Here is a 12,807-nt window from a genome sequence, read left to right as displayed (position 1 = left end):
AGCTGCTACGCCAGGAGATTTTATGCGTACACCACGTCGCCGCATACGACTTGCCCGCCTGAAGAAAACCCGGAGAAAAGTGCATCAGCGCTTTCGCCAGCGCATATTTGAGCGCGATCGTCAGGCCGAACTGGCCGCCCATCCTCAGCCGCATGTTGTCGTGCTGACCGGCGCAGGCATCTCAGCGGAGTCCGGCATCCGGACCTTCCGCGCCGCTGACGGCCTGTGGGAAGAGCACCACGTTGAAGATGTTGCGACGCCCGAAGGATTTCAGCGCGATCCCGCGCTGGTGCAGCGCTTCTACAATTCGCGCCGCCAGCAATTGCAGGAGGCAGAGATTCAGCCTAACGCGGCCCATCTGGCGCTGGCGGAGCTGGAACAGGTATTAGGCGATAACTTTTTGCTGGTCACGCAAAACATCGACAATCTGCATGAACGTGCCGGAAACAGCCGGGTGCTGCATATGCACGGTGAACTGCTAAAAGTGCGCTGTGTCACCAGCGGTCAGGTCATTGAGTGGACCGGTGATATCACGCCGGACGATCGCTGCACCTGCTGTCAGTTCCCTTCGGCGCTGCGGCCGCACGTAGTGTGGTTTGGTGAGATGCCGCTGGGCATGGAGCAGATTTATCATGCGCTGGAACAGGCCGATTACTTTATCGCTATCGGCACCTCAGGCCATGTCTATCCGGCAGCGGGTTTTGTCCATGAAGCCAAACTGCAGGGCGCGCATACTGTTGAGCTGAACCTGGAGCCAAGCCAGGTGGGCAACGAATTTGCCGAGCGGCATTACGGCCTGGCGAGCGAAGTGGTGCCGGAGTTTGTGCATAAGCTGCTGCGCGCGCTTTATAAGTAAGCAGGGGCGGCTATGGCCGCCTCGCCATTTTTTTGTCCATCATGCTGATTCCAGCCGCCCGGTGCTTATCAACATTGCGAGGTTTGCCGCAACAATCTCGTAATCAGCCGTTTTTTTCGGGCTTATTGCTTTCCCAAAGGTTATCGACAGCGCTAACCTGTCTGCGAATGATTTTACGCAACGTTGTAACCGGCTGGTCTGTTAATAATACCGGATGGCACTTTTAAAGGATGGGATATGGAACAGTTACTTGAGCGCTTTTTAAGTTATGTGGCCGTTGAGACACAGGCTAAGCCGCAGGCGCGCCAGGTGCCCAGCAGTGAAGGGCAGTGGACGCTGGCGCGTCAGCTGCAGGAGGAGTTGCTGGCACTGGGTTTTGTCGATGTCTCCTTAAGCGATCACTGTTGCGTCATGGGCACGCTGCCCGCCAATGTTGACTGGCCGACGCCAGTCATCGGTTTCATCTCTCACATGGATACCTCGCCAGACTTTACGGCGAAACATGTGAATCCGCAGATCATTGAAAATTACCGCGGCGGAGACATTGCGCTGGGTAACGGCAACGAAATTCTCTCGCCGGTGATGTTCCCGGTGCTGCACAAGCTGATTGGGCATACGCTGATTACTACCGATGGCAAAACTCTGCTGGGCGCGGATGATAAAGCGGGTATCGCCGAGATTATGACGGCAATGGCGCAACTGGCTGCGAGCGATACGCCGCACGGTGCGATCCGCGTTGCCTTTACGCCCGATGAAGAGATTGGTCGTGGCACTTCTCACTTTGATGTGGAAGGCTTTGCCGCTGACTGGGCCTACACCATTGATGGCAGTGATTTAGGGGAGTTCGAATATGAGAACTTCAACGCTGCTTCGGCCACCGTCAAAATCGTCGGTAACAACGTGCACCCTGGCTCCGCCAAAGGGGTGATGGTCAATGCGCTGGATCTGGCAAACCAGTTTCATGCCGCGGTCCCGGCCAGCGAAAAACCGCAATATACTGACGGCTATCAGGGCTTCTATCATCTGCATCAGATCAAAGGCAGCGTTGAACACGCCGAGATGCTCTATATCATTCGTGACTTCGAAACGGAGAGTTTCGAACAGCGTAAACAGACGCTGCTGCAGATTGCCGCAGAGATCAATAAAACCCTGCACCCGGACTGTTCGGTCACTGTCGAGATCACCAACAGCTATCGCAACATGCGTGAAAAAGTGGAGCCGTTCCCGCACATCATCGAACTGGCTTTACAGGCGATGCGTGACTGCGGCATAGAGCCGGTAGTGAAACCGATTCGCGGCGGTACGGATGGATCGGCGCTGTCGTGGAAAGGGCTGCCTTGCCCGAACATCTTTACCGGTGGCTATAACTATCACGGCAAGCATGAGTTTGCTTCGCTGAATATCATGGCGAAATCGGTGGAAGTGATTGTGCGGCTGTCAGAACTGGCGGCGCAGAAGAAGAATTAACCTGCAGGCACAAAAAAGGCTCTCTGCCACGGCGGCAAGAGAGCCTGATTCAGTATCATCTCAGATTATTCGTCGCCGAAGTACCAGTAACCGGCATTGACCAGATCAGCGATCTGCGCCAGTACCGACGGGTCATCCAGCGCATCCCCCAGATCGTCCAGTGTGATGCGATAGTGGCGCGCCAGTACCGCCATTACATCGGGATGTGAACACTCAACCCGCTCACCGTTGACATAGACCGCATCGCCAATCGTCAGGACACGCAGGCCACCTAACCGGCTCAGGGTATCGCCCTGTTGCAGCGCATCATAAATTTCATCAGGCTGGTAAGGCGGTTCCGGTGGCGCGACATCGAGTTCGTGACGTGACTGGGAAATGAATTCGCCAAACCACTGAGCGAACTGCTCCGGCTGATTGACCACATCCAGCATCAACTGACGTACGCCTTCAATCTCCTGCGGCAGAATCTGCGACGGGCAATCACGTGCAGGCACATCCGGATCGCTGAAGCGCAGGCTGCCCAGCTCATTAGCCAGCGCGTAATCCGCAAAGCCGCTGATTAACTCGCGTCCGCTGGGGGCACGGAAACCCACGGAGTAGTTCAGGGCGTTTTCCAGCGAGTAGCCTTCATGCGGGAACCCCGGCGGAATATAGAGAATATCACCCGGCTCCATCTCTTCATCGATGATGGCGTCGAATGGCTCAACCTGCAGCAGATCCGGATGCGGACAGTGCTGCTTCAGCGGCACCTTTTCACCGACGCGCCAGCGACGGCGACCGGCACCCTGAATAATAAAGACATCATACTGATCAAAATGGGGACCGACGCCGCCGCCAGGCACGGCAAACGACACCATCAGGTCATCAACACGCCAGTCAGGCAGGAAACGGAAAGGGCGCATCAGTGCGGCAGAGGCTTCATGCCAGTGATTGACCGCCTGTACCAGCAGCGACCAGTTGTTTTCACCCAGATGATCATAGCTCTCGAACGGGCCGTGGCTGACCTGCCATTTGCCATCCTGATGGCTGACCAGGCGGCTATCCACCTCGTTTTCCATCGCCAGACCGGCCAGTTCATCCGGTGAAAGAGGATCGACAAAGTTTTTAAAACCACGCTTCAGCACTACCGGGCGTTTCTGCCAGTAACGCTGAATAAAATCGGGCCAGTTAATATCGAGCTGATAGTCCATAAAAGGGTTCCGCTTAGGGCTGTAAATGCCAGCAAGTATAACAGCCCTGAGGGTTTTCTACTCGCGGCGATGTTCGACTTCCTGGCGCTGAAAGACCACTTCCATGCGTGTTCCGCCGAGTGCACTGCTGGAGGCGATGACGTTGCCCTCATATTGCTCAAGAATATCGCGCACCACCGCCAGACCCAGTCCCTGACCGGGACGCAGGGTATCGGCGCGCTGACCCCGGACAAACACTAAATCGCGCTTACTCTCGGGAATGCCCGGACCATCATCGTCAATATAGAGATGGAGTGCATTTTCGCTCTGAAAAGCACTGATTTCGATAAATTCCAGGCAGTACTTGCAGGCGTTATCGAGCACGTTGCCCAGTACTTCCATAAAGTCATTCTGGTCGCCAACAAAGGTCAGCTCCGGTGAGATATCCAGCGAAATCGCCACGCCTTTACGCTGATAGACTTTATTCAGGGCTGAGCAGAGCTTGTCGAGCAGACCGGAAACGGAATGCAGATCGCGCTGCAGCGGATTGTGATCGGCCTGCATACTGGCGCGATGCAGATAATAACCGACCTGCTGCGAGATTCGACTAATCTGCTCCAGCATCACCGGCTCAGCCTGTTCCACCGTCAGTTCCTTGCCGTTGCGCAGCGAGCGCAGGGTGCTCTGCAACACGGCCAGCGGCGTTTTCAGACTGTGGGTCAGGTCTGAAAGCGTGGTGCGATAGCGGGTATAGCGTTGTCGCTCATTGGTCAGCAACAGATTGAGGTTACGCACCAGACTGCGCAGTTCCTGCGGCGGATTATCCGCCAGATTTTCGCGCTGACTGGTCTCCAGTTCGCGCACCTGCTGCGTCAGCGCGCCAATCGGCCGCAGACTCCAGTGCGCCGCCAGCCACAGCAACGGAATGATCAGTATCAGGTTGGCCGCCAGCACATAGCTGAACCACGACCAGACCACATCAGAATGCTGCAACTCCTGCGGGATAGAGTCGACCACCACAATGGTGAGCGCGGGCAGATTCGTGGTGGCATCGTAACGGTTAACGGCGACCGAATGGGTAAAGGTATCGTTGCTGTCATTGTCCCAGTCGTTGAGCCGTTGCTGAGCATTCAGGTTATTGCCCATTGCCACCATGCTGGTACGGTTACTGGTATCAATCTCGTAGAAGTCAGGCTTCAGCAGCCATTCACGGCGGATCTTCTTGCGGATCTCTGGCACGTCGCGTTGCTGCCACAACAGTTTGCCGTGCTCATCGTAAATAAACACCAGCGTCGGGAAGTTGAGCGTCATCCGTTCCGGCTGGGCGATGGTGAGTTTGTTGTCATGCCATTGCGCCAGCGTAAAGAACAGGTTGCTCTCGCCGCGCATTACGCGATAGGTGTTTTTATCGAAACTGACCACATAGCCAATCACCGCCACCATGCCGTAGGAGAGTGAGAGGAAGAGGACTATCGCTGCGGAGGCCAGCAGAAAGCGGGCGCGCAGCGAAATAGGGCGATAACGATTAAACCAGGACATGGTCAGAGATCAAAGCGGTAGCCCTGGCCACGCACGGTGGCGATCACGTCAGTAGGATGCAACGCCAGAATTTTTTTGCGCAGACGTCCCATAAGAACGTCGATGGTGTGGCTTTCACGCAGTTCAGCGTCAGGATAGAGCTGCAGCATCAGCGAGTCTTTGCTCACCACTTTGCCCGCGTTACGGATCAGCGTTTCGACAATGGTGTACTCAAAGGCCGTGAGCTTCACCGGCTGTTCATTGACCGTCAGTTCACGGCGGGAGAGATCAACCTGAAACGGGGCCATATCGATGATTTGCGAGGCATGTCCGCTGTTACGACGCATCAGCGCCTGCAGGCGTGCCGCGACTTCTTCAATGTGAAACGGTTTGGTGACGTAGTCATCCGCACCGGCTTCCAGCGCCTCAACTTTGGCCTGCCAGCCTTCACGGGCGGTCAGCACCAGAATCGGCTGGCGCACGGCATCGCTGCGCCAGCGGCGAATCAGAGACATACCATCTTCATCCGGCAGGCCGAGATCCACCAGCGCGATATCGGGCAGATGTTCCCGAAGAAAATAGTCAGCTTCTTTGGCGTCTTCGGCGGCATCGACCTGATGGCCCATGTCACGTAACTGGACGGCGAGATGATGGCGCAGCAGGGCATTGTCTTCAACAACCAGAACACGCATAGAAATTCCTTACACTCTGTTTGAGTCAACCTGCAGAAAGTATACGCGAAATGTATTAAACAAGATGTTAACGCAGACCGGACTGGGCCGGTCTGCGGCGGGCATTATTTCAGATCGTCAACCATCTGGATAGCGCGACCAATATAGTTTGCAGGCGTCATCTGCTTCAGACGGACTTTTTCCTCTTCCGGCAGCGCCAGGCTGTCGATAAAGGCCTGCATGCCGGCGGCATCGACGCGTTTACCGCGCGTCAGCTCCTTCAGCTTCTCATAAGGTTTCTCAATGCCGTAACGGCGCATTACCGTCTGGATCGGTTCTGCCAGCACTTCCCAATTGTGATCCAGTTCGTCCAGCAGACGATCGCGGTTCACTTCCAGTTTCGAGATGCCTTTCAGCGTCGCCTGATAGGCGATCAGCGCATAACCGACGCCCACGCCGAGGTTACGCAGCACGGTGGAGTCGGTCAGATCGCGCTGCCAGCGTGAGACCGGCAGTTTGCTGGCCAGATGCTGCATTACCGCGTTCGCCAGGCCCAGATTGCCTTCGGAGTTTTCGAAGTCAATTGGGTTCACTTTGTGCGGCATGGTCGACGAGCCAATCTCGCCCGCAATGGTCTTCTGTTTGAAATGGTTCAGCGCCACATAACCCCAGATATCGCGATCGAAATCGATCAGGATGGTGTTAAAGCGGGCGATGCAGTCGAACATTTCGGCAATATAGTCGTGCGGCTCAATCTGGGTGGTGTAAGGGTTCCAGGTGATCCCCAGCGAGGTGACGAAGTTCTCGCTCAGCGCATGCCAGTCCACTTCGGGATAGGCGGCAATGTGGGCGTTGTAATTCCCTACAGCGCCGTTGATTTTGCCCAGCACCTCAATCTGTTTCAGCTGACGTAACTGACGCTCAAGACGGTAAGCGACGTTCGCCATCTCTTTACCCATCGTCGACGGTGTAGCCGGCTGGCCGTGGGTGCGGGAGAGCAGCGGAATGTCACGATATTCGCTGGCAAGATCTTTCACAGCGGTAATCAGCTGCTGCCAGTAAGGCAGGATCACGTCACGACGGGCTGTTTCCAGCATCAGGGCGTGCGACAGGTTGTTGATATCTTCAGAAGTACAGGCGAAGTGGATAAATTCAGAAACAGCATGCAGGGCAGGGACGTCGGCAACTTTCTCTTTCAGGAAATACTCAACCGCTTTGACGTCGTGGTTGGTGGTGCGCTCAATGGTTTTGATGCGCGCGGCATCTTCTTCGGAAAAACCGGCGACAATCGCATCAAGGAAAGCGTTTGCGTCGGCATCAAATGCAGGAACTTCCTTGATCTCTGCGGTCGCGGCCAGTTTTTGTAACCAGCGAACTTCAACCTCAACGCGGAATTTCAGCAAACCGAATTCGCTGAAAATCGCACGCAGCGGGCTGACTTTATCGCCGTAACGACCATCGACAGGTGAGACGGCGGTCAGAGAGGATAATTCCATCAGTGCAACTCCTGAATCATTTAGCAGTGTTTTGCCGCACCGACTTAGTAAGTCAGTGGCAGCCGGGATAAGAGGGTTTTCGCTTCACGCAGCAAACGCTGACGCGAGAACATCAGTTGCAGTCGGCCACCACCGACCTGCTGCCACAATACGGCAGCACGGATACCGGCTAACAGGGTGGCGCGCACTTTACTCTGTACCTGCGTATTCTGCAGTACCGCAGGCGAACCGGTGACCTGAATACGCGGGCCAAGCGGGCTGATCACATCCACATAGATGGCAGCCATCGCGCTGAGAATGGTGTCTGACTCCAGTTCATAATGCGCCAGCTGGCGATCCAGCTGAGTGATGCGCTGGGCCAGCGTCGCCATGGCCGTTTTACTGGCGCTGAGCTTGCGCTCCAGCACCATCATGCTCAGGGTGTAACGCGTCAGCTCTGCACCTGCACCCTGACGACTGCTGCTGTTCAGCACCGCCATCAGCGTTTCAAGTCCGAGGCGCAGGTTGGCTTCATTGTTGCCAAACACCGCCAGCGTTGAGCCAGGATTAAGGTCCAGCACGCTGCGCAGCGATACGGTCAGCGCCTCCGGCTGGCAGTGACCCTGCTGAGCCAGCTGCTGCACCAGATGGGCCGACTGACAGATGCCCGCCAGCGCCAGCGTAATTTCCTGATAATTTTTCGCCACGGTTACTCCTGTTTACGCGTCATCAATGCGGGCTGAGCCCGCTTACTCCGCCACTAACGGCAGACGCTGTTCGATAATACCGCCACCGAGGCAGACCTCGCCAAGGTAAAACACCGCAGACTGGCCCGGCGTCACCGCTGCAACCGGCTCGTCGAAACGCACCTCAATCCGATCGTCGCCGTGTGGGATAATCTCACAGGGAATATCGGTCTGACGATAGCGGGTTTTCACGGTGCAGCGAAGCGGGGCGGTAATCGGCTGGCGATCAACCCAGTGCAGCTGCTGCGCAATCAGGCCGACGGACATCAGACGCGGATGATCGCCGCCCTGGGCGACAATCAGGCGGTTACGCGCCACATCTTTGTCGACCACATACCAGGGATCATCTTTGCTCTCTTTCAGGCCGCCAATACCCAGGCCTTTACGCTGTCCCAGAGTATGGTACATCAGCCCCTGATGTTCACCGACGATCTGGCCTTCGGTGGTTTCTATTTCGCCAGGCTGAGCCGGGAGATAGCGCGCCAGGAAGTCGCGGAATTTGCGTTCACCGATAAAGCAGATACCGGTCGAATCTTTCTTCTTCGCGGTGATAAGGTCCAGCTGTTCGGCAATGCGGCGCACTTCCGGTTTTTCCAGCTCGCCAACCGGGAACAGACTTTGGGCGATCTGCTGGTGGCTCAGGGTATAGAGGAAGTAGCTCTGATCTTTGTTGCCATCCAGACCGCGCAACAGCTGGCTCTGGCCAGCCACGTCCTGACGACGCACGTAGTGACCGGTGGCGATAAAATCTGCGCCCAGATCCTCAGCCGCGAACTCCAGGAACGCTTTGAATTTGATCTCTTTGTTGCAGAGAATATCGGGGTTGGGCGTGCGGCCCGCTTTGTACTCTTCGAGGAAATGCTCAAAGACGTTATCCCAGTATTCAGCGGCAAAGTTAACTTTGTGCAGCTTCATACCCAGCTTGTCGCACACCGCTTGCGCATCCGCCAGATCGTCCGCGGCGGTACAATACTCCTCGCCATCGTCCTCCTCCCAGTTCTTCATGAACAGGCCTTCAACCTGGTAACCCTGCTGTTGCAGTAACCAGGCGGAAACGGAAGAATCGACGCCGCCGGACATACCGACGATCACTTTTTTCTGGCTGTTGTCAGACATGACACGCTCGCATTACGATAAAAAAACAGGCGGCGCATTCTATCATGCAGAAGGCAGGCGCGCACCCTCGTGAAACGGCCACCGGAACGGGCTGACCAGATGTAGCGGGTAGCGCGTGCCCTGTTGCCACAGGCGTACGCTTTCCGCGACCAGCGGCGAACGCAGGTTAGAGGCAGTGAGAATCTGCGCTGGCGGCAACCACCAGCAGCAATCGATGTCGCTGTCCTGCGGCTGGGTTGGCGCTTTTTCCGCCAGATCCACGCCAAACAGAAAACGCACAAAAGGCGTACTGTCGGGCGCGATCCACTGGTTTATCGCGATGAAATAGTGCATCGGCGTGGCGATGCCGGTCTCTTCATAGAGTTCGCGCTCTGCGGCTTCCAGCAGAGTTTCATCCGCTTCAAGATGCCCGGCGGGCTGGTTCCAGGTGGGGCGACCGTTGATCGTCTCTTCCACCACCAGTAATTCACCTTCTGCCTGAACCAGACAGGCGACAGTAACATGAGGTTTAAACATCACTTCTCCGCAATTGTTAACCTGAGGTTATAAAAAACCGGTTTTCAGAGCGCACTTTCGCTGAGTTCACGCCACGCGCCCGGAGCCAGATCGTCGAGCGAATAACTCCCCATCGCGTACCGGATCAATCGCAATGTGGGAAAGCCAATGTGGGCGGTCATCCGGCGAACCTGACGATTACGGCCTTCATACAGCGTGATTTTCAGCCACTGCGTCGGGATGTTTTTACGTTCGCGTATAGGTGGCTGACGTGGCCAGAGCCACTCAGGCTCAGCCACTTTTTCTACGCCCGCGGGCAGCGTCAACCCATCTTTCAGATTAACCCCATCCCGTAAAGGCTGCAGATCCGTCTCCTGTGGCTCGCCTTCCACCTGCACATAATAGATCTTACCTGTGCGTTTGCCGGGCTGAGTCAGCGCAGCCTGCAGCGCGCCGTCGTTGGTCAGCACCATCAATCCTTCGCTGTCGCGATCGAGGCGACCTGCGGCATAAACCTCTGCGACGCTGACAAAATCCTTCAGTGTTCGGCGGCCCGCTTCATCGGTGAACTGCGGTAACACGTCGAACGGTTTGTTAAACAGAATCACGCGGCGCGGAGCCGCAGGGCGGGCAGGGGAACGCCGCGCATCACGCATCGGGCGGCTGAATCGTTTATCCTGGTGAATTCGTTGAGAAGTTTTTCGCATGGGCTTTGCAGTCAGAAACATTCGGCGCATTATAACGTGAAATTGCGGTGATTGGCGTGGCGGAAATATTCAAGTAGTATTGACGCGCATCTTACAAATCATTAACAAACGCCCAGGAGAGGTTAATGGAAAGCAAAGTAGTTGTTCCGGCGGAAGGTCAGAAAATCACCCTGAATCAGGGCAAGCTCACAGTGCCAAACAATCCGGTCATTCCTTACATTGAGGGTGACGGTATCGGTGTTGATGTTTCCCCGGTAATGCTGAAAGTCGTCGATGCGGCGGTGAAGAAAGCCTACAACGGCGAGCGTAAGATCTCCTGGATGGAGATTTACACCGGTGAGAAGTCAGTTGAACTCTACGGCCAGGATGTCTGGCTGCCACAGGAAACTCTCGACTTAATCAAAGAATATCGCGTGGCCATTAAAGGCCCACTGACCACCCCGGTCGGCGGCGGTATTCGTTCACTGAACGTGGCCCTGCGTCAGGAGCTTGACCTCTACGTCTGCCTGCGTCCGGTACGTTACTACAAAGGCACGCCAAGCCCGGTTAAACGTCCTGAAGAGACCGACATGGTGATCTTCCGTGAAAACTCCGAAGATATCTATGCCGGTATCGAGTGGAAAGCGGGCTCTGCCGAAGCGGACAAAGTGATCAAGTTCCTGCGCGAAGAGATGGGCGTGAAGAAAATTCGCTTCCCTGAGCAGTGCGGTATCGGCGTTAAACCGTGTTCAGAAGCGGGCACCAAACGTCTGGTGCGCGCGGCAGTGGAATACACCATCACTAACGATCGTGATTCACTGACCCTGGTTCACAAAGGCAACATCATGAAGTTCACCGAAGGCTCTTTCAAAGACTGGGGATACCAGTTAGTGAAAGAAGAGTTCGGCGGCGAACTGATCGACGGCGGCCCGTGGATGAAGTTCAAAAACCCGAACACCGGCAAAGAGATCATCGTTAAAGATGTGATTGCTGATGCGTTCCTGCAACAGATCCTGCTGCGTCCGGCTGAGTATGACGTTATTGCCTGTATGAACCTGAACGGTGACTACATCTCTGACGCTCTGGCAGCGCAGGTTGGCGGTATTGGTATCGCACCAGGCGCCAACATCGGTGACGAGTGTGCGCTGTTCGAAGCGACCCACGGTACAGCACCTAAGTATGCAGGTCAGGATAAAGTGAACCCAGGTTCAATTATTCTGTCCGCAGAAATGATGCTGCGTCACATGGAGTGGTTCGAAGCGGCTGACCTGATTGTTAAAGGTGTTGAAGGCGCTATCGCTAACAAAACTGTGACTTACGATTTCGAACGCCTGATGGATGGCGCTAAACTGCTGAAATGTTCAGAGTTTGGTGACGCGATCATCGAAAATATGTAATCGGCTTTACGTAACATATAGCCAACACGAATGTAAAAATCGTGTTGGCTTTTTGTTTCCTACTATTCTTCGCCAAAATCCCACCAAAACTCTTCATAAAATCACCTTCACACAGCAACCACAATCCAGGCTTTTCCGCGATCATCGTTATAGCGATTACTCATCTAAGCGCTTATTGCTTTCGCACCGTGCTGTTTAAGACATTTACTCCGTGAGAGTGCTGCTAAATCATTTCCCGCTGACTGGCATTTTACTCTCTCTGCAAATTGAATTGTCTGATGCCACGGTAAAAGAGTGAGTGAACGCATATCTGTCATCCACTCTGTCATGCCTGATTTGTTAAACGACCCTCTGTTAATCTCTTTCAGTACCAGTTAAGCGCCCGGCATTAAATGTGTCGGGCCACGTTATTTGCTCCTTACAGCTGATTCATTTTTGTAACCTGTACCACAAAAAAATAGAGTTACGCATGATCCGGTTGCCGCAGACGTGTACGCTTCTGCCGATACAGAGGGAGAGCATTATGGATGATGAAGCGGTAAGTGATGCCATTGCGGCATGTCGCCTGCTATTTGGACAGGCGGTGATGGAAATCGTGGCTGAAAATAAGCCTGTGACTGGTGAAGCCATTTCTGAAAAAATTCATCAAATGTTTACCGGAATCAACCCGGAACCCGTGATGACGCTGGCTATCAGCCTGCTGACAACCCGCGCCGACTGACCGATCCCGGTCATCAAGCCAGAGACCTCAGGCCGCCATGGGCGTAATGCCAGTCAGTTAAGCGACAGGTGATAACGCAGTCTGGTGCCGCTCAGGGGCTGGAGGTCCTCGCGCCACTGCGCGGTTCCTTCACTTCATTCGCCTGCCTGACGGACCGCCGGGGATGGCACATCCTGTGCCGCCCCGCCTTTCGCCCGCGTCCTGCGGGCTCTCCTGGCAGACTCATTCTGTTCAGCGCTGCGGATTGCCTGCCCCTGAGCGACCCCGGCCTGCGCTGGCCCGCACTGCGGCTCGCTCGCCCGGAAAAAAGCTGGCACGTTTGACCGTGACAGCCTTTACAAATCTAATCTTAACTGACCAGTATTACGCCATGGGCGGCCTTTTCCTTCCTATACGCTGGCCCGGCATGGCCGACGCCGTAAAAATAATAATCCGGTTAATAATTCAGGCCTGTCTCTGGCCTGTCGTGCTGGCCTCATATTTTAACAAT

Annotated in this window: 12 protein-coding genes; 4 read left to right on the top strand and 8 right to left on the bottom strand. The window is 55.2% G+C overall.

The window, feature by feature from the left end; all coding sequences use genetic code 11:
* Nucleotides 1-22 precede the first annotated feature (22 nt).
* Nucleotides 23-856, top strand: a complete 834-nt coding sequence (gene cobB, locus HFD95_RS03195; RefSeq protein ID WP_167429819.1) for a Sir2 family NAD+-dependent deacetylase — start codon at nucleotides 23-25, stop codon at nucleotides 854-856.
* Nucleotides 857-1,093: 237 nt separating this feature from the next.
* Nucleotides 1,094-2,323, top strand: coding sequence for a peptidase T (gene pepT, locus HFD95_RS03190; protein WP_010246276.1), 1,230 nt, complete (start codon nucleotides 1,094-1,096; stop codon nucleotides 2,321-2,323).
* 65 nt (nucleotides 2,324-2,388) lie between these two features.
* Here pepT and HFD95_RS03185 read toward each other — a convergent pair whose 3' ends face one another.
* The 8 genes from HFD95_RS03185 to rluE form a co-directional block, all read right to left on the bottom strand.
* Entirely contained in the window at nucleotides 2,389-3,513 is a 1,125-nt protein-coding gene (locus HFD95_RS03185) for a cupin domain-containing protein (RefSeq protein ID WP_010246274.1), read from the bottom strand.
* A 57-nt stretch (nucleotides 3,514-3,570) separates the two neighbouring features.
* Nucleotides 3,571-5,031, bottom strand: a complete 1,461-nt coding sequence (gene phoQ, locus HFD95_RS03180) for a two-component system sensor histidine kinase PhoQ (protein ID WP_010669868.1) — start codon at nucleotides 5,029-5,031, stop codon at nucleotides 3,571-3,573.
* Nucleotides 5,032-5,033: 2 nt separating this feature from the next.
* The gene (phoP, locus tag HFD95_RS03175; protein WP_010246270.1) at nucleotides 5,034-5,702 is read right to left on the bottom strand and encodes a two-component system response regulator PhoP; all 669 of its coding nucleotides are present in this window, start codon (nucleotides 5,700-5,702) and stop codon (nucleotides 5,034-5,036) included.
* Nucleotides 5,703-5,806: 104 nt separating this feature from the next.
* Complete coding sequence (purB, locus tag HFD95_RS03170) at nucleotides 5,807-7,177, bottom strand: adenylosuccinate lyase (protein WP_010246268.1); 1,371 nt, start codon at nucleotides 7,175-7,177, stop codon at nucleotides 5,807-5,809.
* A 44-nt stretch (nucleotides 7,178-7,221) separates the two neighbouring features.
* Complete coding sequence (gene hflD / locus HFD95_RS03165) at nucleotides 7,222-7,863, bottom strand: high frequency lysogenization protein HflD (RefSeq protein WP_010246266.1); 642 nt, start codon at nucleotides 7,861-7,863, stop codon at nucleotides 7,222-7,224.
* 42 nt (nucleotides 7,864-7,905) lie between these two features.
* The gene (gene mnmA / locus HFD95_RS03160; protein WP_010669869.1) at nucleotides 7,906-9,018 is read right to left on the bottom strand and encodes a tRNA 2-thiouridine(34) synthase MnmA; all 1,113 of its coding nucleotides are present in this window, start codon (nucleotides 9,016-9,018) and stop codon (nucleotides 7,906-7,908) included.
* 42 nt (nucleotides 9,019-9,060) lie between these two features.
* Nucleotides 9,061-9,534, bottom strand: coding sequence for an NUDIX domain-containing protein (locus HFD95_RS03155; protein WP_010246262.1), 474 nt, complete (start codon nucleotides 9,532-9,534; stop codon nucleotides 9,061-9,063).
* 44 nt (nucleotides 9,535-9,578) lie between these two features.
* On the bottom strand, nucleotides 9,579-10,241 hold the full coding sequence (rluE, locus tag HFD95_RS03150; RefSeq protein WP_029519000.1) for a 23S rRNA pseudouridine(2457) synthase RluE: 663 nt from the start codon (nucleotides 10,239-10,241) through the stop codon (nucleotides 9,579-9,581).
* A 104-nt stretch (nucleotides 10,242-10,345) separates the two neighbouring features.
* Here rluE and icd point away from each other — a divergent pair, with 104 nt between their 5' ends.
* Together icd and HFD95_RS03140 are read left to right on the top strand one after the other, a co-directional pair.
* Nucleotides 10,346-11,596, top strand: a complete 1,251-nt coding sequence (icd, locus tag HFD95_RS03145) for an NADP-dependent isocitrate dehydrogenase (protein ID WP_010246256.1) — start codon at nucleotides 10,346-10,348, stop codon at nucleotides 11,594-11,596.
* A gap of 523 nt (nucleotides 11,597-12,119) precedes the next feature.
* Nucleotides 12,120-12,317: a hypothetical protein gene (locus HFD95_RS03140; RefSeq protein ID WP_010246253.1), complete on the top strand. Its 198-nt coding sequence runs from the start codon at nucleotides 12,120-12,122 to the stop codon at nucleotides 12,315-12,317.
* Nucleotides 12,318-12,807 lie beyond the last annotated feature (490 nt).

The organism is Pantoea sp. EKM10T (assembly GCF_011800685.1).
GTDB lineage: Bacteria > Pseudomonadota > Gammaproteobacteria > Enterobacterales > Enterobacteriaceae > Pantoea > Pantoea agglomerans.
The sequence above is the reverse complement of the archived record's forward strand: the minus strand, read 5'-3'. Positions and strand labels throughout refer to the sequence as shown.